The organism is Pantoea cypripedii (genome assembly GCF_002095535.1).
In the GTDB taxonomy this organism is placed as follows: Bacteria; Pseudomonadota; Gammaproteobacteria; order Enterobacterales; family Enterobacteriaceae; genus Pantoea; species Pantoea cypripedii.
Genome location: NZ_MLJI01000001.1, coordinates 1,838,215 through 1,862,612, shown reverse-complemented (window position 1 = coordinate 1,862,612; position 24,398 = coordinate 1,838,215). Strand labels below are relative to the sequence as shown.

The 24,398-nt window shown below is 51.3% G+C and carries 21 protein-coding genes and 1 other annotated feature; of the genes, 2 read left to right on the top strand and 19 right to left on the bottom strand.

Annotation, left to right across the window (positions count from 1 at the left end; all coding sequences use genetic code 11):
• Nucleotides 1-19 precede the first annotated feature (19 nt).
• The 3 genes from HA50_RS08685 to ppsA all read right to left on the bottom strand — a co-directional run bounded on the left by HA50_RS08685 (nt 20) and on the right by ppsA (nt 7,206).
• A complete protein-coding gene (locus HA50_RS08685; RefSeq protein WP_139810912.1) occupies nt 20-2,200 on the bottom strand; it encodes a M12 family metallo-peptidase in 2,181 nt (726 codons plus the stop codon).
• 211 nt (nt 2,201-2,411) lie between these two features.
• On the bottom strand, nt 2,412-4,589 hold the full coding sequence (locus tag HA50_RS08680) for a zinc-dependent metalloprotease family protein (protein WP_084874052.1): 2,178 nt from the start codon (nt 4,587-4,589) through the stop codon (nt 2,412-2,414).
• Between the two features lie 229 nt (nt 4,590-4,818).
• Nucleotides 4,819-7,206 carry a phosphoenolpyruvate synthase gene (gene ppsA / locus HA50_RS08675; RefSeq protein WP_084874051.1) on the bottom strand — a complete coding sequence of 796 codons (2,388 nt, stop codon included), beginning with the start codon at nt 7,204-7,206 and terminating at the stop codon, nt 4,819-4,821.
• Nucleotides 7,207-7,654: 448 nt separating this feature from the next.
• Between ppsA and ppsR the strand changes: the two genes are divergently transcribed.
• Both ppsR and HA50_RS08665 read left to right on the top strand, forming a co-directional pair.
• Nucleotides 7,655-8,482 (top strand): posphoenolpyruvate synthetase regulatory kinase/phosphorylase PpsR, encoded by an 828-nt coding sequence (gene ppsR, locus HA50_RS08670; RefSeq protein WP_084874050.1) that lies wholly within the window; start codon nt 7,655-7,657, stop codon nt 8,480-8,482.
• 159 nt (nt 8,483-8,641) lie between these two features.
• The gene (locus tag HA50_RS08665) at nt 8,642-9,688 is read left to right on the top strand and encodes a 3-deoxy-7-phosphoheptulonate synthase (RefSeq protein WP_084874049.1); all 1,047 of its coding nucleotides are present in this window, start codon (nt 8,642-8,644) and stop codon (nt 9,686-9,688) included.
• Between the two features lie 9 nt (nt 9,689-9,697).
• Here HA50_RS08665 and HA50_RS08660 read toward each other — a convergent pair whose 3' ends face one another.
• From HA50_RS08660 to HA50_RS08590, 16 genes are all read right to left on the bottom strand, one after another.
• Nucleotides 9,698-11,137 (bottom strand): protein adenylyltransferase SelO, encoded by a 1,440-nt coding sequence (locus tag HA50_RS08660; protein WP_084874048.1) that lies wholly within the window; start codon nt 11,135-11,137, stop codon nt 9,698-9,700.
• Between the two features lie 98 nt (nt 11,138-11,235).
• Nucleotides 11,236-11,979, bottom strand: a complete 744-nt coding sequence (locus HA50_RS08655; protein WP_084874047.1) for an EAL domain-containing protein — start codon at nt 11,977-11,979, stop codon at nt 11,236-11,238.
• A 316-nt stretch (nt 11,980-12,295) separates the two neighbouring features.
• On the bottom strand, nt 12,296-12,754 hold the full coding sequence (locus tag HA50_RS08650; protein ID WP_084874046.1) for an NlpC/P60 family protein: 459 nt from the start codon (nt 12,752-12,754) through the stop codon (nt 12,296-12,298).
• A 74-nt stretch (nt 12,755-12,828) separates the two neighbouring features.
• Nucleotides 12,829-13,575, bottom strand: coding sequence for a vitamin B12 ABC transporter ATP-binding protein BtuD (btuD, locus tag HA50_RS08645; RefSeq protein ID WP_084874045.1), 747 nt, complete (start codon nt 13,573-13,575; stop codon nt 12,829-12,831).
• Nucleotides 13,576-13,578: 3 nt separating this feature from the next.
• Entirely contained in the window at nt 13,579-14,121 is a 543-nt protein-coding gene (locus HA50_RS08640; protein WP_084874044.1) for a glutathione peroxidase, read from the bottom strand.
• 40 nt (nt 14,122-14,161) lie between these two features.
• On the bottom strand, nt 14,162-15,145 hold the full coding sequence (gene btuC, locus HA50_RS08635; RefSeq protein WP_084874043.1) for a vitamin B12 ABC transporter permease BtuC: 984 nt from the start codon (nt 15,143-15,145) through the stop codon (nt 14,162-14,164).
• A gap of 101 nt (nt 15,146-15,246) precedes the next feature.
• Nucleotides 15,247-15,627 (bottom strand): DUF2502 domain-containing protein, encoded by a 381-nt coding sequence (locus HA50_RS08630; protein ID WP_084874042.1) that lies wholly within the window; start codon nt 15,625-15,627, stop codon nt 15,247-15,249.
• Between the two features lie 193 nt (nt 15,628-15,820).
• A complete protein-coding gene (gene ihfA / locus HA50_RS08625) occupies nt 15,821-16,123 on the bottom strand; it encodes an integration host factor subunit alpha (RefSeq protein ID WP_021506246.1) in 303 nt (100 codons plus the stop codon).
• 4 nt (nt 16,124-16,127) lie between these two features.
• Nucleotides 16,128-18,515 carry a phenylalanine--tRNA ligase subunit beta gene (gene pheT / locus HA50_RS08620; RefSeq protein ID WP_084874041.1) on the bottom strand — a complete coding sequence of 796 codons (2,388 nt, stop codon included), beginning with the start codon at nt 18,513-18,515 and terminating at the stop codon, nt 16,128-16,130.
• A gap of 14 nt (nt 18,516-18,529) precedes the next feature.
• The gene (gene pheS, locus HA50_RS08615) at nt 18,530-19,513 is read right to left on the bottom strand and encodes a phenylalanine--tRNA ligase subunit alpha (RefSeq protein WP_084874040.1); all 984 of its coding nucleotides are present in this window, start codon (nt 19,511-19,513) and stop codon (nt 18,530-18,532) included.
• A 71-nt stretch (nt 19,514-19,584) separates the two neighbouring features.
• Nucleotides 19,585-19,710 (bottom strand) — a sequence feature (Phe leader region).
• Nucleotides 19,661-19,705, bottom strand: coding sequence for a pheST operon leader peptide PheM (pheM, locus tag HA50_RS31020; protein WP_121626058.1), 45 nt, complete (start codon nt 19,703-19,705; stop codon nt 19,661-19,663). Its footprint overlaps the feature before it by 45 nt.
• 115 nt (nt 19,711-19,825) lie before the next feature.
• Nucleotides 19,826-20,182, bottom strand: a complete 357-nt coding sequence (gene rplT / locus HA50_RS08610) for a 50S ribosomal protein L20 (RefSeq protein WP_007892678.1) — start codon at nt 20,180-20,182, stop codon at nt 19,826-19,828.
• Nucleotides 20,183-20,290: 108 nt separating this feature from the next.
• Complete coding sequence (gene rpmI / locus HA50_RS08605) at nt 20,291-20,488, bottom strand: 50S ribosomal protein L35 (protein ID WP_010275699.1); 198 nt, start codon at nt 20,486-20,488, stop codon at nt 20,291-20,293.
• A gap of 100 nt (nt 20,489-20,588) precedes the next feature.
• The gene (infC, locus tag HA50_RS08600) at nt 20,589-21,131 is read right to left on the bottom strand and encodes a translation initiation factor IF-3 (protein WP_084874039.1); all 543 of its coding nucleotides are present in this window, start codon (nt 21,129-21,131) and stop codon (nt 20,589-20,591) included.
• Between the two features lie 3 nt (nt 21,132-21,134).
• Nucleotides 21,135-23,063, bottom strand: a complete 1,929-nt coding sequence (gene thrS, locus HA50_RS08595; RefSeq protein ID WP_084874038.1) for a threonine--tRNA ligase — start codon at nt 23,061-23,063, stop codon at nt 21,135-21,137.
• 244 nt (nt 23,064-23,307) lie between these two features.
• Entirely contained in the window at nt 23,308-24,069 is a 762-nt protein-coding gene (locus HA50_RS08590; protein WP_084874037.1) for a DUF481 domain-containing protein, read from the bottom strand.
• Between the last annotated feature and the right edge of the window lie 329 nt (nt 24,070-24,398).

Here is a 24,398-nt window from a genome sequence, read left to right as displayed (position 1 = left end):
GCCAGCCGGATGTCAGGCTTTATTTACTGAAGGTCACCACCACCGTCTGGTTAGCACGGTCTTTCTTCCACATGTAGTTAAGATACTGCGACCACTCCACCACTTTAATGCTGCCATCGGCCTGCTTGCCGCCCAGCCTGATTTGCGTCATGGATTTATTAATTTCATGCGCCAGATAGGCCGGCCAGCGGTAACGGCTGAGGTACTCGCCATCCTTTCCATCAGGAATCTCGACGCTGCGTTGTTCCACCACCGAGCCGCTGCTGTTTTTAACGGCGACAGTAATGGTGGTGCCCGAGGCTAAATCGGTCTGGAATCGGTCACCGAAGATATCCTTCTGTTCAACCCAGGGGTTCTCTGCAATATTCAGGGTGGAAAATTCCGCCATCAAATCGTTCTTCTTATCCAGCGGGAACCACAACCGGTTGCGGAAACCACTGCCGGTGACGGTGTTGAAAATTCCGTCCTTCAGTTCTCCGGCAATCAGATTCGGTGAATTGTGGCTATTGATCACCTGAGCCAGCTGGTGCGGCCATGATGTGGAGGTAAGCTGCTCACCATCATTATTGAAATAATATTTCTCCAGCGCCTGGCCTGAAGTTTTATTCTTAATGGTCAGCACTACCGTGGTGTTTGGGGCCACACCGTCGCCGCCACTAATCGCCATCAAATCAGCCCATTTGTTCCCTCTGACGACAGCATAGGTATTACGTTTGATATCAACTTTATAGTTTTGTAATTTATCCTGATGCAACCAGATATAGTTTTCATAACTGGATCCGTTTTTCGGTACAATACTACCATCATCAGTCAGCAATCCTGCAGCAACAGCGTCTTTAGGGAAGAATTTATTGACTGCCACGGATAACTCATATGGCCAACTCCATTCACCAGCGTTGATAATAATATGGTCAAGGATTTGCTGCTTATTAGTTTGTCGATCTGTCAGGCTGACTTCAAAAAACTGATTCGCTGGCAATGCACCGCCATTAAGTTGGTGTTGTTTTTCCCAGTCAGGAAAGTAATTCGCAACAATAAAACGTCTTTCCCTGATATGGCGCACAGCATCATTACTTGCCGCCGTACCTACCGGCTGACCATGAGAAGATTTATTTGGCGTAGAAAAATAGTCCACTTTTGGGCAGGACGGCGAACATTCTTTTGACATAATTGTACGGAACTTGCCTGGCACCCCATAACCGTTGGCATAGGGTGGCCATGTTGCCTCATCTTCATTGTGTTTTAATCCGAAGTTATGACCGGTCTCATGTGCCAACGTTCTGGTTTTGACCGCACAATCCACATTAACAACACTGTTTGGTCCCCAACCATCAGCTGTTCCGCATAATTCGTTAGCTTTCGATATTAATACCACAAGGTCGGCTCGCGTTTCTGCTCGCTTTTCAGCGACCAGTTTACCTAATGTAGTCGTGGCTTTCCCCATTTGTGCTCGCATACTATCCATTCTACCTTCATCCATTTTTGCATCGACAGCCCCTACCGATTCAAATTGAGTGAAGGTCTCACTTCTTGAATGGCTAATATTTAACTCACCGGTAAGATAGGTAGCATATCTGGCGGGGTCTTCCTGAAATTTATCACGAGTTTGGTTTGTATAAACATACAGTATTTTTATTCTGGCTGGGGTCGTGCTGGTAGTGAAATTTTCCTTGTTATTCAACTTTTCATTAACTTCATGGAATTTCTCTGTTGCCGCATCATCCCAGACATCATCATGCTCGTCTGCTGAGATATGAGAGGTATCTATTTTCACCAGCGCATATAAACCCCGAGCAACAGGATAGAACTCATAAAAAGAGCCATCACTCAGCCGGATGCTGCCATTCACACCTCCGTCATTGATGGCAAAAGTAGCCGTGCTTTGTTCGTCTTCTGAACCTCCCCGCCAGATATCAATACCACTGGCATCTTTCATCAGAGATGTAGCACGGATTTCAACCGGTTCCCCCCCACCTTCCATCGCAATCTGGAATGATGACGATCGGCTTAACAATATATCCTTATTGATATTTACCAGTTTGTAATCTTTATGTTCTTCCTGGAGAGTTCTTAAAAGAGGAGAGTCCTGTCTATTAACATCTTTCTCGACAATGCTAAACAGCTGGGGAGCAGCCAGAACTGATGATGAAAGTGCCGATGCAATGACGGCAAATAAAAATTTCTTCTTGAAGGTGCGCAAAATAACTAATCCTGAATTAATAAAACCGAAAAGGGTATTTTATTAAAAATCAGGAAATGACCAATACGGTTGCCCTACATCAGCTTCAGGAACCGGGGAGGATTTCAGAGGAATTTCCTGATGGTGGTCAGGAACGGCTTGCGAAGATATGGATATTATTTCATAGCAGAATTACGGCTGGCTATCTGTAAAGCCAGCCGGATGTCAGGCTTTATTTACTGAACGTCACCACCACCGTCTGGTTAGCACGATCTTTCTTCCACATGTAGTTAAGATACTGCGACCCCGCCACCACTTTAATGCTGCCATCGGCCTGCTTGCCGCCCAGCCTGATTTGTGTCATCGATGTATTAACCTCATGCGCCAGATAGGCTGGCCAGCGATAACGGCTGAGATACTTTCCATTTTCATCATCAGGAATAGCGACTTTGTGCTGTTCCACCACCGTACCGCTGCTGTTTTTGACAGCGACGGTAATGGTGGTGCCCGAGGCTAAATCGGTCTGGAATCTGTCACCGAAGATATCCTTCTGTTCAACCCAGGGATTCTCTGCAATGTTCAGGGTAGAAAACTCCGCCGTCAGATCATTCTTTTTATCCAGCGGGAACCACAGCCGGTTACGGTAACCGCTGCCGGTAACGGTGTTTAAAATTCCGTCCTTCAGTTCTCCGGCAATCACGTTAGATGAATTATGGCTATTGATTGTCCGTGCCAGCTGGTTTGGCCATGTTGTCGCGGCCAGGTGTTCTCCATCATTATTGAAATAATATTTCTCCAGTGCCTGACCTGAAGTTTTATTCTTAATGGTCAGCACCACCGTGGTGTTTGGGGCCACGCCGTCACCGCCGCTGATGGCCATCACATCAGCCCATTTGCTTCCCCTAACAACAGCATAAGTGCTTCGTTTGATATCAACTTTGTAGTTTTGCAATTTGTCCTGATGCAACCAGATATAATTTTCATAGCTGGACCCGTTTTTGGGAACGATTTTACCTTCATCAGTCAACAATCCCGCGGCAATAGCGTCTTTGGGGAAGAAATTATTGACTGCGACGGATAACTCATATGGCCAGTCCCATTCACCCGGTTTGGTAATAGCATAATCAAGAATCTGTTGCTTATTAGTTTGTCGGTCTGCCAGGTTGATTTCAAAAAACTGATTCGCTGGCAGTGCACCACCATTAAGTTGGTGCTGCTTTTCCCAGTCCGGATGCATTGCCGCCATAATAAATCGACGTTCTTTGATAAAACGCACGGCGTCATTACCTGTTGCGGTGCCAATAGGCACACCCTTATAGCTTTTCAAAGGATCAGAAAAGTTATTAACTGCCTCACAGCCGCCACATCGTTTTGACATAATCGTCGAGAAATAACCTGGTACACGATAACCATGCGCATAACGCGGCCAGGTCAGTTCTTTTTCCCCATGATTAAGTCCGAAATTATGTCCGATTTCATGAGCCAGGGCCCGAACGCCCACAGCACACGTGGTATGCACTACAGTTGCCCATTTATCTTTTTGCGCGGTGCCGCATGCCTGATAGGCTTCTGAAATAATCACCACCAGATCGGCCCGTGTTTCCGCTCTTTTTGCCGCAACCTGTTTTCCCAGTGCGTTATCGGTTTTTTGCATCTGAGCTAACATGCTATACATGGTACCCTCATCCATTTTGGTATCCAGCACCCCTGCAACATCGAACTGAACCAGCGTATCGCTATTTGCATAGGTCTTATTCAATTCGCTATTCATCTGAGCGGCTTTCAGTGCCGAATCAGGGGAAAACCAATGGCGTGACTGATTGGTATAAACATATAACAACCTCAATCTGACCTGTTCGGTACTGGTATTGCGGCTTTCATTTTCACTCAACACCTGATTGATTGTCCGTTCATGCGCTGGGGGCGTTTCATCTGCAATCACGTCATTATTGTCACTCTCCAGCGTTGAAGTATCGATTTTGACCAAAATTTGCCGATCCTGATCGACAGGAAAAACCTCATAATAAGACCCGTCATTCAGTCGAATAGAACCCGTAATCTTGCCATTATTCATCGCAAATGATGCGGTGCTTTTTTCATCATCTGCATTCCCCTGCCATATGTGCATACCATTGCTATCTTTTCTCAGCGAAGTTCCGTGAATCTCTACAGGCGGCATTTTTTCATTATTATTGAACAGAAAAACAGACGCCTCATTTTCCAGTAGCGCCTTATCTACACTGATAAAATCAACATTCTGGTATTGCTGTCTTAAATGTTGCAACCTCGTGGCTTCCTGATCAGTTGTATCTTTATCAACAACAGTGAAGAGCTGAGGAGCGGCGAACACAGTAGAAGAAAATGTGGAAGCCATAATAGTGATGAGCCATTTACGTTTAAATTTTAACAAAACCCGTTTCTCCGGTTAAATAAATTCCCACATTAATAATGGAAGAATTAAAGAAGAGATAAATAGAGCATCCCTGAATCATTCCGGAGTTAACTAATAAAGAAAATATTTCACTGAAGAAAAGGGGGTAGATATTAAGAAGGAGATATGAAAGTTTGACAGTGACCGATATTTATTATTTCAAACGAAACGTTCCGGACTCGCTCCGGAACGTTTCAGTTTTCATGCCTTATGACTTCCCGGCATCCAGCTCCGCCAGACTCAGCCAGGTTTCCACCACCGTATCCGGATTCAGGGACAGGCTATCGATCCCCTCTTCCATCAGCCAGGCAGCAAAGTCCTGATGGTCGGACGGTCCCTGCCCGCAGATACCAACGTATTTACCCTGTTTCTTCGCTGCCTGAATTGCCATCGACAGCAGCGCTTTCACTGCATCGTTACGCTCATCAAACAACGCCGAAACCACGCCGGAGTCACGATCAAGACCCAGCGCCAGCTGCGTCATATCGTTGGAACCGATGGAGAAACCATCAAAGTATTGCAGGAACTGATCGGCCAACAACGCATTGGACGGGATCTCACACATCATGATCACCTTCAGACCATTCTCACCCCGTTTCAGACCCTGCTTCGCCAGTTCCTCAACCACCGCCTCCGCCTGAGCCACGGTACGCACAAACGGAATCATGATTTCGACGTTAGTCAGACCCATGTCATTGCGCACGCGTTTGACGGCGGCACATTCCAGGGCAAAACAATCGCGGAAGCTGTCGGCAACATAACGGCCCGCGCCACGGAAGCCCAGCATCGGGTTTTCTTCTTCCGGCTCGTAACGTTCACCACCGACCAGGTTGGCGTACTCATTGGATTTGAAATCAGACAAACGCACGATGACGCGTTTTGGCGCAAATGCGGCACCCAGAGTGGCGATTCCTTCCGTCAGGCGTGCAATGTAGAACTCAACCGGATCGTCAAAGCCTTTCATCATTTGACGAATTTCCTGCTGCAATTCTGGCGTCTGTTGATCAAACTCCAGCAGCGCTTTTGGATGCACGCCAATCATGCGGTTGATGATGAATTCCAGACGCGCCAGCCCCACCCCTTCATTGGGCAGACAGGCGAAGTCAAATGCGCGATCCGGGTTACCGACGTTCATCATGATTTTCAACGGCAGGTCCGGCAGGCTATCCACCTGCGAGCTGGTCACTTCAAAATCAAGCAAATCGTCATACACGTAACCGGTATCACCCTCAGCGCAGGAGACGGTGACTTTGTGGCCGTCTTTCAAACGATCGGTGGCGTCACCGCAACCCACAACCGCCGGAATGCCCAGCTCACGCGCAATGATTGCCGCGTGGCAGGTACGTCCACCACGGTTGGTGACAATCGCCGAGGCTTTTTTCATGATCGGTTCCCAGTCCGGGTCGGTCATGTCGGTGACCAGCACATCGCCTTTCTCGATACGGTTCATCTGGCTGATGTCCTGAATTACCTTCACTTCACCGGCACCGATGCGGTGACCAATGGCGCGTCCTTCCACCACCACTTTGCCTTTGCCCTGCAAAGTGTAACGTTCCATCACCTGGCCGTTAGAACGCACCGTCTCCGGGCGCGCCTGGACGATAAACAATTTGCCGGTGTGACCGTCTTTGGCCCACTCGATATCCATCGGGCGTTTGTAATGCTGCTCGATAAGGACCGCCTGACGCGCCAGCGCCTGCACTTCCTCATCAGTCAGACAGAAATGATCGCGCTCGGCCTCCGCCACATCTTCAATACGTACCTGCTTGCCGTGCTCATGGGAGTCGGCATAAACCATGCGTACTTTTTTCGAACCCATATTACGTCGCACAATCGCCGGGCGATTCGCCGCCAGCGTTGGTTTGTGCACGTAGAATTCATCGGGGTTAACGGCACCCTGCACCACCATTTCACCCAGGCCGAGCGCCGCAGTGATAAATACCACCTGATCAAAGCCGGATTCGGTATCGATGGTGAACATGACGCCTGAGGAGGCGAGATCGGAACGCACCATGCGCTGGATACCCGCCGACAGCGCTACCCCGCGATGGTCGTAGCCCTGATGCACACGATAAGAGATGGCGCGATCGTTAAATAAAGAAGCATAAACGTGCTTCACGGCCACCATCACCGCATCAATGCCCTGCACATTGAGGAAAGTTTCTTGCTGTCCGGCAAAGGAGGCGTCTGGCATATCTTCTGCGGTAGCAGAAGAACGCACCGCAAAGGAAGCGTCCGCATCATCAGAGGATAATTGCTGATAAGCATCATGAATCGCCGTCTCCAGCTCCGGCTGGAATGGGGTATCCACCACCCATTGACGGATCTGCTTACCCGCTTTCGCCAGTTCATCGACATCGTCAATATCGGTCTTGTCCAGCAGGTCATAGATACGCTGGTTCAGCCCGCTTTGATCGAGAAACTGATTAAAAGCATAAGATGTGGTCGCATAGCCATTGGGTACAGCCACACCCAGCGACGACAAATTGGTAATCATTTCACCCAGAGAGGCGTTTTTTCCTCCCACCCGATCAACATCATGCATGCCAAGCTGGTTGTACCAGAGCACTAGCGGCTGTTCGCCTTTATTGGACATCGAGATTATCCTTTTAAATGATTGGGGGCACATGGAACATTTTGCTATTCGCAAATACAGCCTGGCACAACCGTTAAATAAAGACTAAGTGTTGAATCGTTAAAGCAGTGAAAGAAATGAAAAATCGGATTAGTACCCGCAATTAGCAGAGTTGCGCAACGCACTCAATTAACGCTAACAGATTGCTTCAGCGATAAAATTCCCATTTTCAGAGGGTTAGCTGTTGCATTTTGTTGCGCAACAGAATCGGACTTTATTTTGTGCGCGAAGCAAAATAACCGGGAAAAAGGATGATTTCCAAAACGCCATTTCATCTATATTGGTATTTAGATTAATACGCAGCTTGCGATGTTGTTTGTCATATGGATATTTCGTTTTATTATCCTGTAAAATGAAATTTCAACAACGCTAATGTTACGCAAAAGTTACCATGAGGATATTTCCCATTATGAGTGCTGAACGCAGCGTGTTCTATATTTCCGATGGCACCGCCATCACTGCTGAAGTGCTGGGCCATGCGGTGCTGTCACAGTTTCCGGTCAATACCAATAGCGTAACCCTGCCCTTTGTTGAAAATGTGCAGCGCGCACAGGCAGTTAAAGCGCAAATTAACGCGCTATATCAGCAAAGTGGCGTACGCCCGCTGGTGTTCTTCTCTATCGTGACGCCCGATGTGCGGGAAATTATTCTGGAGAGCGAGGGATTTTGTCAGGACATCGTGCAGGCGCTGGTTGGTCCGCTGCAAAGTGAGCTGGGGGTGCCTTCCATGCCGGTTGCCCATCGCACCCACGGGCTGACAGCCAGCAATCTCGGCAAATACGATGCACGCATCGCCGCCATCGATTACACCCTGGCACATGACGATGGGATTTCCCTGCGCGGCCTGGAAGATGCTCAGGTGATCCTGCTCGGGGTGTCACGTTGTGGTAAAACACCTACCAGCCTCTATCTGGCGATGCAATTTGGCGTACGTGCCGCCAACTATCCTTTTATCGCCGATGATATGGATAACCTGAAACTGCCGCCCGCACTGCGTGCTCATCAGCATAAATTATTTGGCCTGACCATCGACCCCGAGCGCCTGGCAGCCATCCGCCAGGAGCGCGCCGAAAATACGCGTTATGCCTCAATGCGCCAGTGTCGGCTTGAAGTCGGTGAGGTGGAAGCGTTGTTCCGCACCCACCAGATTCGTTACCTCAACAGCACCAATTACTCAGTAGAAGAGATCGCCACCAAAATCCTCGACATTATGGGGCTGACGCGCCGCATGTATTAACGTTCGGGACGGTGGCTGACGCGCTTGTAAAGCGGGGCTGCCGTCTTATTTTATTTCCTTTCGCTTTAGCAGGTTGAAATCGCAGGTTAATGGTTTATTGTGACCACCATCACTTCCCGGTATTTCACCGTTGCGAAGAACAGATTTTCGAGAATCCCAATGAACAAAACTGATGAACTGCGTACCGCGCGCATTGGCAGCCTGATAATGCCAGCCGCTTTAGCGCAAAAACACCCCATTTCGGCGGAGATTGCCGCCAGTGTCACGACAGCGCGTCAGCGCATTGCCCGCATCCTCACCGGAGAAGATCCGCGCCTGCTGGTGATTATCGGTCCCTGCTCACTGCACGACCCAAAAGCAGCGCTGGAGTATGCCGCACGCCTCAATGTGCTGCGCGAAAAGTACCAGGATCGACTTGAAATTGTGATGCGCGCCTATTTTGAAAAGCCGCGCACCGTGGTGGGCTGGAAAGGTCTGATCTCCGATCCCGACCTGGATGGCAGCTATGATGTCAATCGCGGCATTGCCATTGCGCGCCAGCTGTTGCTGGATATCAACGCCACGGGGATGCCTACCGCCACTGAATTTCTCGATATGGTGATCGGCCAGTTTATTGCTGACCTGATCAGCTGGGGCGCAATTGGTGCCCGCACCACCGAAAGCCAGATTCATCGTGAAATGGCTTCAGCGTTATCCTGCCCGGTTGGTTTTAAAAATGGCACCGACGGGAATGTGCAAATTGCCGTGGATGCGATTCGTGCCGCCCGCGCCAGCCATATGTTCCTGTCGCCGGATAAGAATGGCCAGATGACCATTTATCAAACCAGCGGCAATCCGCATGGCCATGTGATTCTTCGCGGTGGTCGTCAGCCTAATTACCATGCCGATGATGTGGCGGCAGCGGCGGCGAACCTGCGTGATTTCAATCTGCCGGAACAGCTGGTGATTGATTTCAGCCATGCCAACTGTCAGAAGCAACATCGTCGTCAGCGTGACGTAGCGCTGGATGTTGCGGCACAGATCCGCGCCGGTTCTCGTGCTGTCGCCGGGGTGATGATTGAGAGTTTCCTGCAGGAAGGCAACCAGAAGGTGGTCAGCGGCGAACCGCTGGTTTACGGCCAATCCATCACCGATCCTTGCCTCGGCTGGGATGATAGCGCAGAAGTGCTGGCGCAACTGGCTGCCGCCGTCGACAGCCGTTTTTAATCGCCTGAATTAGCTGGAGCAGCTCACCTCCAGCGTTTTCCCCCACTCAGGTGGCCGTTGGCGCAGTTCCGCGCTGACGGCTTCATCACTGAACGGTTGCTGCAAAGCCAGATGCAGACGCTCAAGCGCTGCAGTTTCACCGCGTTCAACCTCATCAATCACCTGCTGGGCAAGATAATTACGCAACACCAGCGCCGGATTCGCGCCTTTCATCACCTTCTGCCGTTCTTCATCACTGGCTTCGTCCTGTAACAGACGCTGGCGATAGCCTTCATACCAGCGATCAAACGCATCCCGGTCGATAAATTCATCCCGCAGCGGTGAGCGTATTTGCTGTTGTTGGGTGTCGCTGAGCAGACGGAAAGTCAGCGTGTAGTCGCTGCGTTCCTGGGTCATCAGCGCCAGCAATCCGGTAAGAATCACGTTGTCATTGGCGTCCGGCGTCAGCAGACCAAGTTTAGCGCGCATTTTCTCGCCCCATACCCGCATCAGTTCCGGTTCGTAGTGGCTCAGCGCCTGCTTCAGTTGTTCGGTGGTCATTAACCCGGACAACGCGTGTGCCAGACGGTTGAGATTCCACAATCCCACCGCAGGCTGGTTATCGAAGGCATAGCGCCCCTGATAATCACTGTGATTGCAGATAAAGTTCGGCTGGTAATCGTCGAGAAAACCATAGGGACCGTAATCAATGGTCAGCCCGAGCAGCGACATGTTATCGGTGTTCATCACCCCGTGGGCAAAACCGACACTTTGCCACTGGGCGATCAGGCTGGCGGTGCGTTTCACAATATCGGTGAACCACAACAGATAACGGTCAGCCTGATCCTGCAATGCCGGCCAGTGATGACGAATGGCATAGTCAGCCAACTGCCTTACCTTATCCTGCTCGCCACCATAGTAAAAATGTTCAAAGTGGCCGAAACGTAAATGACTTTCGGCGATACGCATCAGCATCGCGCCACGTTCCTGGGTTTCCCGCAACACCGGTTCATCACCAATCGCCAGGCTAAGGGCGCGCGTGGTGGGGATACCCAAATGGTGGAGTGCTTCTGAAGCGAGAAATTCGCGCACCGTGGAACGGATTACCGCTCGCCCGTCACCCATGCGCGAGTAAGGCGTCAACCCGGCACCTTTCAGATGCCAGTCGAGTTTACGTCCGTCTGCCAGCAATTGCTCACCCAGCAGGATGCCGCGCCCGTCGCCGAGCTGTCCGGCCCAGACACCGAACTGATGGCCGCTGTAGACCTGTGCCAGTGGCTCCTGCCCCGGTAATAACGCCTGCCCAGCCCATACGCCATGTCCGTCACCACTGAACAAGGCGGGGTCTAGCGCCATCTCTGCCGCCAGAGGGGCGTTGTGATACAACAGACGTCCGCCCTGTAACGGGGTGGGTGCCAGTGAACTGTAGAATCCCGGCAACTCCCGCTGCCAGCTATTGGTAAACTGCATAGTCACTCCGCGAGGTGCTCAGTTTTCAGACACCACGATTGGTTTGAGAATCAATGGTTATTGTAACGCGGGCACTACCGGGGCGACAGACGAAAGGTTTACTGCTGTGACGGAGAATTAAGGGTTACGTCGGGATATATCAGATCGTTTAAGCGTTCGGCTTTGACCACCGGAAACAGGCCGCCCTGCAGGTGGGCACCACTCAGTTCCGTCACTTTCTCCAGCATGGCAGCATCATCAATACCGCAAATAATAATCTGCGATGCATTGCTGCCGAAATTGTCTATAACCGTCTGAATAAAGGGTATAAAAGATGCACGTTTCGCCAGTCCCTGAATAAAGTTTTTATCCAGTTTTAACACGCTGAAGAGATTATCATAAACCGCATTTGCCGGAGTGGCTCCAGCGCCGAATTGTGAAAGCGATAAACGAAATTCACTTTTTAGCGCACTCAAAAGCGGATGCGATTTCCCCTGCGATAATTGGGGGAACGTTTCGCTGATATCCAAAACAATAAACGGCAGTTGTTTGAATTTTCTTAACAGAAATTCACTATCCAGCAGCGTTTCCGCCATTGAATCATCAATACGAACCAAAGCGATAATTTGATTTAACTCAAAAAAGTCACGGTACTTTTCCAGCAGTGTCAGTTGGCTCTGCAACAGGCGCAATTGCTGTGCATCGTCTAATTGCGGCAATAGCAAATCCTGCGGCAGCGTGATTGGTGCGCTGTCGTGGACAAATTGCGTAACCAGTTCAACCGCAGTTAACTGGCCCGCTAATGAATAGGCTGGATAAAACCAGGTTTCCGACTGATAGTCGGCAGATAAATGAACTTTCATTTTTAACAGCCAGAAGCAGTGGCGATTGGCGCATCGTATATCAATGAAAACGCTCAGGCAATAGGAGCAAACGTTAGAAGACAGCTGCTTTTATGCCTGATTGCGTCTTTTTCATGCTGAAATAATCCTTAAGCCAAATAACCAACGAACATTATCCATACCGATTAATTACATTAAGGCATTATAGATAGTATTAAATGCCCCTGGGGTAAAGTGCCATTTTAAAAAAGAGCATTTTTAGGGCTAAGAAATTTAATTTAAGTACAGAAATCAGCAGCAGAGTTTTGGCTAAACGAGCGTATAAGGTAAATAGAATCTAAATACGGCGAGCCTGCCAGAAGACTTTCCGCCAGTAAACATTATCCAGCGATGACCGAATGACACCCTGACTGGTTGAAGCATGAATGAAGGTGTTATCGGTATCATAAATGCCAACATGTAAGCCATTCTCACCGCTCCCGGTTTTGAAGAAGACTAAATCACCAGGTAACAGATCATTTTTATCAATTCGGGTGCCGATATCACTTTGCTCATCGGTAGAGCGCGGTAATTGCAGATCGAATTTATCGCGGAAGGTGAGATATACAAAACCAGAGCAATCGACACCGCCCCGGCTGAGTCCACCGTAGCGATAAGGAGTGCCGTGCCAATTGCTAAGCTGGTCGTTAAGTTGAGCGATGACGGTGATGGAGTCGGACAAGCGACCATTGGGCGGCGGCGCATGATGGCTACACCCCGCCAGCAATAGCGCCAGGATCAGAATCATCAGCCGCATCAGAAAAATCCTTAAATCCGTTGCCCGAGCAATACTTTAGCGGCAAAAGCCCATCCCGTGCAAGGCATTGCCCTTCAGGACACTAGTAATAGCGCCCCTTGCGGCGTTTCGATGCGCTGGAAATCGATTTGGTAGAGTGGGCCGAGTTGTTCAGCGGTCAGCACACTGTCAGGCGTACCCTGTGCCACCATCGCTCCCTGATGCATCAGCCACACCCGCCCGGCATGACGCAGGCTATGGTTAAGGTCGTGGCCACTGGCAACAACGGTTATTCCCGCCTGGCACAGCTGCGCCAGTAAGGTATCGACCGCACGCTGTTGCGCCACATCCAGTGCACTCATGGGTTCATCCAGAATCAGCAACCTGCCACGCGGATTAATCGCCGGATGAATTTGCAGCACCACCGCCGCCAGCCGCACCCGTTGCCACTCGCCACCGGAAAGTTGCGTCAGGTTGCGCATCAGCTTGTCCTGTAAACCCATCAGTTCAAGGATTAGCATCAACACCGGGTCCGTCTCCGGCGTCACCTGCAATAAATGCATACGCAGATAGTGCCACACCGGCATCTGGCCGGGTGGTGGTTGCTGCTGCGGTAACCAGGCACGCTGCTGGGCCAGCGCTGCGCCATTTAGCTGATCTAATGGCTGGCCGGAGAAGCGTATTTCACCAGCGGCGGGTAATAATCCCGCCAGCACGTTAAGCAGGGTACTCTTCCCTGCCCCATTCGGCCCAACCAGATGGACCAGCTCACCCGTTTGCAGATGAAGGTCAACGGGTGCCAGACGTCCTTTGACGCTGACACCCTGGCACTGCATCAGCATCGATTACGCCAGCGCCTGCTTGATACGGGTAATAATGGTCGCATCATCTGGCGTCATATCCGGTGCAAAACGCGCCACGACGTCACCCTGTTTGTTAATCAGGAATTTTTCGAAATTCCACAGGATATCGCCAGGGGTTTTCGGCGCGCGGCCTTTGCTTTCCATACGCTCATAAAATCCGCTGCCTTCCGGACGCAACGCTTCCGGTTGTGCAGCCACCAGTTGGCTATATAACGGATGACGTGCCGGACCATTGACGTCGGTTTTTTCGAACATCGGGAAAGTCACACCATAGGTGACGCTGCAAAAAGTTTTGATCTCTTCGCTGCTACCCGGTTCCTGCTCCAGAAACTGGTTGCACGGGAAACCGAGTACACTGAAGCCTTCTGCCTGCCAGGCTTTTTGCAGCGCTTCCAGTTGCTCGTACTGCGGTGTCAGGCCACATTTCGATGCCACATTCACCACCAGCAGGACCTTACCCTGCCACTGCGCCAGCGTGGTTTTTTCACCGTCAAGTGTCACCAGTTCTGTTTGATAAATGCTCATTGTCAATTCCTGTTGTGAATACAAAGGGAGCCAGCCACAGCTAGCGCGAGGATTTTACTAATAACACAATAAAGAGCGGAGCACCGAGTGTGGCCGTGACCACGCCAATCGGCAATTCAGCTGACGTCAGCACCAGTCGGGCAATAATGTCGGCACCCAGCAACACCGCCGCACCGGCGAGCGCGGCGGCCGGCAGCAGATAACGATGGTCGCTGAAGCCACTCAATCGCAGCAAATGTGGGATCACCAGCCCGACAAAACCAATGGCACCGGCCATCGCTACGCTGACTCCAACCAGCCAGCCCATGGTCAGCACCAGCAGATTGCGCCACAGTAACAGCGGTAATCCCAGCTGGCGTGCAGAAGTCTCTCCCAACGCCAGCAGATTGAGCACGCGCGCGGTCGCAATCAACGCGAGGATGGCGGGGATTAACGCCAGCATCATCCAGCCATAGCGCCAGTCGATGCCGCTAAAACCGCCCATCATCCAGTACATCAACTGCCGCAGGTCGAGGCTGGTGCTGAAATAAACTGCCCAGGTCATGACAGCACTGCAAATAATGCCCAGTGCCACACCGGTCAGCAGCAAACGGCTGACGGAAAGATGGCGATGGGCGAAGTGCAGCAGGATTAAGGTAATCAGTAGCGCCCCGGCCATCGCCGCCAGCGCCAGACTCCACAATGAGCCATTACCGAGCATTACGCCAAGTACCAGGCCAATACCGGCACCATTGGAGACGCCTAGCAGACCGGGTTCGGCCAGCGGATTATTGAACAACGCCTGCATCACGACCCCACATACCGCCAGTGCTGCCCCCACCAGCAGCACCGCCAGCGTACGGGGCAAGCGTAATTGCCAGACAAACAGGTCCGCGTCGGCGGAAAACCAGTGCGTGGGGGCAATCCAGCTATCGCCAGCGCACAGGCTTACCACCATCAGGATAATAACCAACGCGCAGAGCGTGATAAGCCAGCGTTGGCTGCGGCGGTCCGCCTGGCGGCCCAGCTGATCCAGCAGAGTCATAAATAAGATTGGCTGAGAAAACAGAGATTTGATTGTAGTGAGATTACAGCAAAAAGAAAGGTCACGATTGCGGCGTCAGGGCGACGCCGCAGGATCAGGCATTAATTACGTGGCGGAATCGGCTGACCATTGTGGTTATCACGTTGGTCATGATTCGGCTGCTGCTGAGGTTTGTTATCGTGCTGCGGCTTGTTATCGTGCTGCGGCGGGCGTTGCTGCGGTGCTTTATTGCCCGGATGCTGTGCCTGCCAGCCGTTACCGTTCCAGTAACCGTGTGGGCCTTTGGTTCCGACGCGGCGGTTGTGGTGTTGCTGCCACCATGACGGTGAACGCCAGTCATAACCATCCCAGAAGTAACCACGTTTATCCTGGTCACCGATATGAATCGATACGCCCGGGGTGTTGATGTTTACGGAAACATTCGCATTGGCGAGCAGCGGCATTCCTAACAGGATGCTTAATAAAAGTGCTGTCTTTTTCATCAGCTTAACCTCTTGTTTTGTGTTGCCGCTGTTATAACAAAAGCGCGTAAGAGGTCACTATCAGTAAGTGCCGATTTTCATGCTATTTTCCGCGCACTTACGAAATCCTTACACTATGGAAAAAGCATGGAGAACGTTGATTTTCTGACCAAAATAAAAAAGGCCGCTAAGCGGCCTTTTTGTTTTACTGAAATCAGTCAGCATCCTTGGGTGACGCGTTCTCGACGCGGCTTTTCAACTTCTGACCGGGACGGAAGGTCACCACACGGCGGGCCGTAATTGGAATATCTTCCCCGGTTTTCGGGTTTCTGCCCGGACGCTGGTTTTTGTCACGCAGATCAAAATTACCAAATCCGGACAGTTTAACCTGTTCTCCGTTTTCCAACGCGCGGCGAACCTCTTCAAAAAATAGCTCGACCAACTCTTTGGCGTCGCGTTTGCTCAGCCCGAGCTTTTCAAACAGGTACTCTGACATTTCAGCTTTTGTAAGCGCCATAGGTTCAATCCCTCAAGGTTGCCTGGAATCGCTCTTTTAATGCCGCAACACATTTGGCAACGGTCGCGGCAATCTCCTCTTCTTCGAGTGTCCGGCTGGTATCCTGCAAAATCAGGCTAATCGCAAGGCTCTTTTCACCTTCGTTTACGCCCTTACCACGGTACACGTCAAACAAGTTTACGCCAACTACCTGATTTACGCCAACTTTCTTACACTCCGCGATGATATCTGCTGCGGGCACGTTTTCAGCCACTACCACAGCGATATCGCGACGGTTCGCCGGGAAGCGTGAAATCTCGCGCGCGTCAGGCAGGACGCGGTCTGCGACCTTATTCCAAAGCAGTTCAAACACTAAGGTGCGGCCGTTGAGATCCAGCTTACGTTCCAGTTCCGGATGAACCACCCCGATAAATCCGATTCGTTCGTCGCGTAAATAAATTGCGGCGCTTTGTCCCGGATGCAGGGCAGGATTCGCTTCTGCGCGGAAAGAAATCTCATCCAGTTTGCCAGTTAAATCCAGCAGCGACTCTAAATCGCCTTTTAAATCATAGAAGTCAACCGTCTGACGCGCCAGATCCCAATGCTCTTCATAGCGATTTCCGCTCAACACGCCCGCCAGCATAAGATCCTGACGGATACCGAGATCGGCCTGAGTATCAGGAACAAAGCGCAAACCGCTTTCAAACAGGCGTACACGGCTCTGTTGACGGTTCTGGTTGTACACCACTGCGCTCAACAAACCGGTCCACAGGGACAGGCGCATCGCCGACATATCGCTGGAAATCGGGCTGGGCAGAATCAGTGCTTCTTCGCCAGGATGCAGTAATTGCTGCACTTTTGGATCGACGAAACTATAAGTGATGGCTTCCTGATAGCCTTTATCCACCAGCAGGGTTTTCGCACGTTTCAGCGACAGGTCCGCTTCACGGTGCTGGGTCATCACCAGGCCCGCTTTCACCGGCACATCAGGAATATTGTTGTAGCCGTAGATACGCGCGACTTCTTCAACCAAATCTTCTTCGATCGCCATATCGAAACGCCAGCTCGGTGCAATTGCCTGCCATTCACCGGCGGCAACGGTCACTTCACAGCCCAGACGGGTCAGAATATCGGTCACCTGCTCATCAGCAATCACATGACCAATCAGGCGATCCAGCTTCTCACGACGTAACGTGATGGTGGCGCGTGGCGGCAGTGCAGCCGCATCAGTCTGATCGATAACCGGACCGGCTTCTCCACCGCAGATCTCCAGCAACAGCTGGGTAGCACGTTCAATGGCTTTATATTGCAGTGCCGGGTCCACACCACGCTCATAACGGTGCGAAGCATCGGTATGCAGACCCTGACGGCGTGCACGGCCAGTAATGGCCAGCGGATCGAAGTAGGCACATTCGAACAGAATGTTTTGCGTCTCTTCGTTCACGCCAGAATGTTCACCACCAAAGATGCCGCCCATCGCCAGCGCTTTGTGGTGATCAGCAATCACCAGCGTATCGCTGCTGAGTTTTGCTTCACTACCGTCCAGCAGCGTCAGGCTTTCGCCCTCTTTCGCCATGCGTACCACGATGCCGCCGTCGATACGGTCAAGGTCGAAGGCATGCATCGGCTGGCCCAGCTCCAGCAGAACATAGTTGGTGATATCCACGATCGGATCGATAGAGCGGATACCGCAACGGCGCAGTTTTTCACGCATCCACAGTGGCGTAGCGGCCTTCACGTTGACGCCTTTGACGACACGGCCAAGGTAACGCGGGCAGGCAGCCGTCGCATCAACGCGAATCGGGAAGGTATCGGCAATGGTGGCTTTCACCGGCTCAATAACCGGCGCATTCAGCGGCAGACCATTCAGCACCGCCACATCACGGGCGATCCCAATAATGCCAAGGCAGTCAGCACGGTTTGGCGTCACGCTGATTTCGATGGTGTTGTCGTCGAGTTGCAGATAAGCACGGATATCGGTGCCAATCGGCGCATCAACGGGCAGTTCGATAATACCGCTGTGGTCGTCGGAAATACCCAGCTCAGAGAAGGAACACAACATCCCTTCTGACGGCTCGCCACGCAGTTTGGCGGCTTTGATTTTGAAGTCACCCGGTAATACCGCGCCTACGGTGGCTACCGCAACTTTCAGGCCCTGACGGCAGTTCGGTGCACCACAGACGATATCCAGCAGGCGATCGCCGCCAACATTGATTTTGGTAACGCGCAGTTTATCGGCGTTCGGATGCTGGCCACACTCCACCACTTCACCCACTACCACGCCATGAAAGGCACCGGCAACCGCATCCACGCCGTCCACTTCCAGACCGGCCATGGTGATCTGTTCAGCCAGCGCAGCGCTGTCCAGGGCTGGATTTACCCATTCGCGTAACCAGAGTTCACTGAATTTCATTGGATAACCTGCCCTTATTTAAATTGTTTGAGGAAACGTAAATCATTTTCGAAGAAGGCGCGCAGATCGGTCACGCCATAGCGCAGCATGGTCAGACGCTCCATACCCATACCGAAGGCAAAGCCAGAATAGACTTCCGGGTCAATACCCACGTTGCGCAGCACATTCGGGTGCACCATGCCGCAACCCAGCACTTCCAGCCATTTGCCGTTTTTACCCATCACATCCACTTCAGCGGAAGGTTCGGTGAACGGGAAGTAAGACGGACGGAAGCGAATCTGCAGGTTCTCTTCAAAGAAGTTGTTCAGGAAATCGTGCAGCGTGCCTTTCAGGTTGGTAAAGCTGATGTCTTTATCTACGATCAACCCTTCCATCTGATGGAACATCGGGGTGTGCGTCTGATCGTAATCGTTACGATACACACGGCCCGGCGCGATGATGCGAATCGGCGGCTGCTGATTTTTCATGGTACGAATCTGCACGCCAGAGGTCTGCGTACGCAGCAGGCGGGTCGCATCGAACCAGAAGGTGTCGTGATCGGCACGCGCCGGGTGGTGGCCCGGAATATTCAGCGCGTCAAAGTTATGGTAGTCATCTTCAATTTCCGGCCCGGTGGCGACCGCGAAACCCAATTCACCGAAAAAGGTTTCGATACGATCGATGGTACGGGTTACCGGATGCAGCCCACCGTTCTCAGAACGACGGCCCGGCAGTGAGACATCGATCGTCTCTTCTGCCAGACGCGCATTCAGCGCCGCGCTTTCCAGCGTATCTTTGCGCGCATTGAGGCGATCCTGTACCTGCTGTTTGGCTTCATTGATTACCGCACCGGCAGCAGGACGCTCTTCTGCTGGCAGTTCACGCAGGGTGGTCATCTGCAGTGTCAGATGTCCTTTTTTACCCAGGAATTCGACGCGCACGGCGTCCAGAGCGGCGATATCCGACGCCTCGTCGATGGCGGCCGTGGCACGGGCCACCAGGTCTGCGAGTTGGGACATGATTTCCTCTTCTTCCAGTCAGGCTGGTCTGTTCTCGTTGGGATCCGGGGATCCAATGTAGTGTCGCCAGAAACAAAAAAGCCTCCACGAGGGAGGCTTTCAGCGCGATTTTTCGTTTCTTTTCTTATGCGCAAAAGCCCCCGAATGTCAGGCGCTAAAGTAAAAAAAGAAACGGAAAATAGCAGCGTGCATGCTTGCGTTACCTTGTCATGATTTCAACGGCACTATTGAAAAGCGCGGCGCGTAAAATGTCAATCTTTTGCGTGGCTTGCGGATAATAAAAAAGGGAGCAAGCTCCCTTTTTTACCTGACTTACGCCAGAGCTGATTTTGCTTTTTCAACCAGTGCAGTAAATGTCACTTTGTCGAATACAGCGATGTCAGCCAGGATTTTACGGTCGATTTCAATGGACGCTTTTTTCAGGCCATTGATGAAACGGCTGTAAGAGATGCCGTTCTGACGCGCCGCAGCGTTGATACGTGCGATCCACAGCTGACGGAACTGACGCTTACGTTGACGACGGTCACGGTAAGCATACTGACCAGCTTTGATAACAGCCTGGAAGGCAACGCGGTATACACGTGAACGTGCACCGTAGTAGCCTTTAGCTTGTTTTAAGATTTTTTTGTGACGTGCGCGAGCAATTACACCACGTTTTACGCGAGCCATGTGAGCTCTCCTGTTTCAATATTCTGAGTTTTCCCTGCATCTTTCGCGCCGCAGCGGCGTTGACTGCCTTACTGCAACCCGAAATCTACCGGGAGTAAAAAAGTTAACTTATGCGTACGGCAGGCAGGCAATAACCAGACCCAGATCGCCTTTAGACACCAGGCCTTTCGGACGCAGGTGACGTTTACGCTTAGTTGATTTTTTGGTCAGAATATGACGCAGGTTCGCGTGCTTACGCTTGAAGCCGCCAGAAGCGGTCTTCTTGAAGCGCTTAGCCGCGCCACGTACAGTTTTAATCTTTGGCATTTTTACAAATATCCACTTCGCATTGTTAATAAAATGAACCAGACAGGCGAATAAAAAACCGCACAACGCGAACGCTGCGCGGATTTTATTACTTGAAAGCCTACTGTTTCTTCTTAGGTGCGAGCACCATGATCATCTGGCGGCCTTCGATCTTCGATGGGAAGGATTCGACCACTGCCAGTTCAACCAGATCTTCTTTCACGCGGTTAAGCACTTCAATACCGATCTGTTGGTGCGCCATCTCACGACCACGGAAACGCAGCGTGATTTTGGCTTTATCGCCCTCTTCCAGAAAACGAATCAGGCTGCGGAGTTTTACCTGATAGTCGCCTTCGTCGGTACCAGGTCGGAATTTGATTTCCTTAACCTGGATAACTTTCTGCTTCTTCTTCTGTTCCTTAGAAGATTTGCTCTTTTCATAGAGGAACTTGCCGTAATCCATAATACGGCAAACCGGCGGTTCGGCGTTAGGGCTGATTTCAACTAAATCTACGCCAGCTTCTTCTGCTTTCTCGATAGCTTCGCGCAGAGACACAATGCCAAGTTGCTCGCCATCAACGCCAGTCAGGCGCACTTCAGTAGCGCGAATTTCGCCGTTGATACGATTAGGACGCGTCGGTTGTACTCGTTTTCCGCCTTTAATACCTTATTCCTCCAATTGGTGAAGATGTCGGCTGCGAATCTCTTGTTGCAGCTTCTCAACAAACACATCTACGTCCATGCTCCCGAGGTCTTTACCACGGCGGGTGCGCACGGCAACTTTGCCTGCTTCCACCTCTTTCTCACCGCAAACCAGCATATAAGGGACGCGACGTAATGTGTGCTCGCGGATTTTAAAGCCTATCTTCTCGTTTCTCAAGTCTGCTTTGACACGAATGCCCGCATTTTGCAATTTCTTTGTCAATTCGGTGACATATTCTGCCTGACTGTCGGTGATATTCATCACCACAGCCTGGACCGGAGCCAGCCAGCTTGGGAAGAAGCCAGCAAATTCTTCGGTCAGAATGCCGATGAAACGTTCCATCGAGCCAAGAATCGCACGGTGAATCATTACCGGCGTCTGGCGATCGTTGTTTTCACCGACATAAGTGGCATCCAGACGCTTCGGCAACGAAAAGTCTAGCTGAACGGTACCACACTGCCAGGCGCGATCAAGGCAATCATGCAGGGTGAACTCAATTTTCGGGCCATAGAATGCACCTTCACCCGGTTGATATTCAAACGGAATCTGGTTTTCATTCAGTGCTTCCGCCAAATCCACTTCCGCACGGTCCCACATTTCGTCAGTACCGATACGTTTTTCCGGACGGGTGGAGAGTTTCACCACAATTTTTTCAAAGCCGAAGGTGCTGTACATGTCATACACCATACGGATACAGCTGTTCACCTCATCACGTACCTGATCTTCGGTACAGAAGATGTGAGCATCATCCTGGGTAAAACCACGTACGCGCATCAGACCATGCAGCGCGCCTGACGGCTCATTGCGATGGCAGCTACCGAACTCCGCCATACGCAGCGGCAGATCGCGATAGGATTTCAAACCCTGATTGAAGATCTGCACATGGCCTGGGCAGTTCATCGGCTTGATGCAATATTCACGGTTCTCAGAAGAGGTGGTGAACATCGCTTCTTTATAGTTTTCCCAGTGCCCGGTTTTTTCCCACAGCACGCGGTCCATCATGAACGGACCTTTTACTTCCTGGTACTGGTACTCTTTCAGCTTACTGCGTACAAACACTTCCAGCTCACGGAAGATGGTCCAGCCGTCGTTGTGCCAGAACACCATGCCCGGTGCTTCTTCCTGCATATGGTAGAGATCGAGCTGCTTACCGATTTTACGGTGATCGCGCTTCGCCGCTTCTTCCAGACGTTGCAGATACGCAGCCAGCTGCTTTTTATCTGCCCAGGCAGTGCCGTAAATGCGTTGCAGCATTTTGTTGTTGCTGTCACCACGCCAGTAAGCACCAGAAATTTTCTGCAGCTTAAAGTGATGACAGAAGCGCATATTCGGCACGTGCGGACCACGGCACATGTCGATGTATTCTTCATGATGGTACAGGCCAGGATGGTCATCATGGCTGATGTTTTCATCAAGAATGGTGGTTTTATAGTTCTCACCGCGTGCGACAAAGACGTCACGCGCCTCCTGCCAGCTCACTTTTTTCTTGATGACATCGTAATTGGTTTCAGCCAGCTGGTGCATACGCTTTTCCAGCTGATCCAGATCTTCCTGCGTCAGGGTGTGTTCCAGATCGACATCATAATAGAAGCCGTTATCAATCACCGGCCCGATCGCCATTTTGGTGTTCGGCCACAGCTGCTTGATAGCATGGCCCAGCAGGTGCGCACAGGAGTGACGGATAATTTCCAGACCTGCGTCATCTTTGGCGGTGATAATCGCCACCTGCGCATCGTCATGAATCAGATCGACTGCGTCCACCAACTCGCCATTCACACGACCGGCAATACAGGCTTTCGCCAGACCAGGGCCGATGTCCAGCGCGATATCCATCACGCTTACCGGACGATCAAAACTGCGCTGGCTGCCATCAGGAAGAGTAATTACTGGCATTTCATATCCTTAATTGCAGTGGTAAGCCACACGAAAGCCTACATGCAACATTGAGTTTAAATAAGGGTAACCCGGCGTAATGTCAGACCCACATTGTCGGAATGACGCCTGGGAGATAAAGCGCCGGTGATAATAACAGCTTTCACCGGCGAGCAAAACCCGCAGAAAATGCGCTAAGCCTGCGTCAGCTAAAAAAAAACCGCTGCGCGGCGCAGGCCAGGCAGCGGTGATCACCTTCAGCGAGTTACATCGCGTAAGTCAGCTGGATGGTGGTTTTGGTATCGGTACGATCCGGCGCAGATTCCGGCGGATTGTTATTCCAGGTCACGTTGTAGGCCAGTTTCAGCGCGAAGTGTTCGTTGATCGCCACCTGCAGACCGGTTTCGGAGTTCAGGGTGGTATCTTCGCCAAAGCTGGTCAGAACAGACACGCCCTGAATAAATTTGGTGGTGTCAGTCAGCTGCCACTGGTAGCTCAGCGCGCCATAACCCAGCGCCTTGGTTTCATGTCCACCGTCGTGGAAATCGTCATAACGCACACCCGGACCGAATTCAGCACGCAGTGAGTGAATCGGGCCGCTCATCAGCTGACGACCATAACCGGCAGTCAGTACATCACGGGCGTCGTAGCCGTTGAAACGATCGCTCAACCAGCTGGCCTGACCGAACAGATAGTCAGCGCTGTTGAGGTTATAACGGGAACGACCACCAATATTGTAAGTCTCAGAAGAACGCACATCGTTGGATGAGTTGTTCGCGGCGTTACCCCACAGACTGAATGCGGTACTGGTTTGGTACCATGTCATAGAGGTTGCTGCGCTCAGTGAGGAGCTGGTGGTGTTACCGGTCTGCGCCATGTAACCCGCTGACGCGCTGCCTTCAAACGGCTTTTTCGCCGTTGATGGGTCATCCATGGAAGTGAATACGGTGTTATCTGCAAATGCCTGGTGACAAAATGCTCCAACAGAGAGCAAGAGAACAGCGGACAGCTTATTAAAGGCTTTCATTTAAGTGTGACCCGTACGACGGTTTAAAAAGTGATGAGTCTGAAGAGTTTTCCCGGACGATCAACGCAATTTACTGTAAGTTTTGTAAAAAAGTATGAAGTCACCGGAAAAGCCAGGTTTTGCGCTGAGGCCGCGCCGCTAATGGGATTATTCTCATTAACGGCGCGCATTATAGAGGGCAATTAGCGAAATAGCAGCCGAATTGCTACAAGAATTTTCTGAACGCCTGACAGGAAAAATTCGGCCTCATCCGGGCACTGATTGCTGCAAATTCGCTCAATTCATCACGCTGGTCTACGCTGAAATCTGTTCCAGAACAATGAGGTGAA

What these genes read in the sequence shown, in the direction of transcription:
- HA50_RS08660 (WP_084874048.1), bottom strand. Translation starts at nt 11,137, where the DNA reads ATGCAGTTTACCAATAGCTGGCAGCGGGAGTTGCCGGGATTCTACAGT.
- rplT (WP_007892678.1), bottom strand. Translation starts at nt 20,182, where the DNA reads ATGGCTCGCGTAAAACGTGGTGTAATTGCTCGCGCACGTCACAAAAAA.
- HA50_RS08665 (WP_084874049.1), top strand. Translation starts at nt 8,642, where the DNA reads ATGAACAAAACTGATGAACTGCGTACCGCGCGCATTGGCAGCCTGATA.
- thrS (WP_084874038.1), bottom strand. Translation starts at nt 23,063, where the DNA reads ATGCCAGTAATTACTCTTCCTGATGGCAGCCAGCGCAGTTTTGATCGT.
- btuC (WP_084874043.1), bottom strand. Translation starts at nt 15,145, where the DNA reads ATGACTCTGCTGGATCAGCTGGGCCGCCAGGCGGACCGCCGCAGCCAA.
- HA50_RS08590 (WP_084874037.1), bottom strand. Translation starts at nt 24,069, where the DNA reads ATGAAAGCCTTTAATAAGCTGTCCGCTGTTCTCTTGCTCTCTGTTGGA.
- rpmI (WP_010275699.1), bottom strand. Translation starts at nt 20,488, where the DNA reads ATGCCAAAGATTAAAACTGTACGTGGCGCGGCTAAGCGCTTCAAGAAG.
- ppsR (WP_084874050.1), top strand. Translation starts at nt 7,655, where the DNA reads ATGAGTGCTGAACGCAGCGTGTTCTATATTTCCGATGGCACCGCCATC.
- pheT (WP_084874041.1), bottom strand. Translation starts at nt 18,515, where the DNA reads ATGAAATTCAGTGAACTCTGGTTACGCGAATGGGTAAATCCAGCCCTG.
- HA50_RS08640 (WP_084874044.1), bottom strand. Translation starts at nt 14,121, where the DNA reads ATGAGCATTTATCAAACAGAACTGGTGACACTTGACGGTGAAAAAACC.
- HA50_RS08630 (WP_084874042.1), bottom strand. Translation starts at nt 15,627, where the DNA reads ATGAAAAAGACAGCACTTTTATTAAGCATCCTGTTAGGAATGCCGCTG.
- ihfA (WP_021506246.1), bottom strand. Translation starts at nt 16,123, where the DNA reads ATGGCGCTTACAAAAGCTGAAATGTCAGAGTACCTGTTTGAAAAGCTC.
- btuD (WP_084874045.1), bottom strand. Translation starts at nt 13,575, where the DNA reads ATGCTGATGCAGTGCCAGGGTGTCAGCGTCAAAGGACGTCTGGCACCC.
- HA50_RS08650 (WP_084874046.1), bottom strand. Translation starts at nt 12,754, where the DNA reads ATGCGGCTGATGATTCTGATCCTGGCGCTATTGCTGGCGGGGTGTAGC.
- pheS (WP_084874040.1), bottom strand. Translation starts at nt 19,513, where the DNA reads ATGTCCCAACTCGCAGACCTGGTGGCCCGTGCCACGGCCGCCATCGAC.
- ppsA (WP_084874051.1), bottom strand. Translation starts at nt 7,206, where the DNA reads ATGTCCAATAAAGGCGAACAGCCGCTAGTGCTCTGGTACAACCAGCTT.
- HA50_RS08655 (WP_084874047.1), bottom strand. Translation starts at nt 11,979, where the DNA reads ATGAAAGTTCATTTATCTGCCGACTATCAGTCGGAAACCTGGTTTTAT.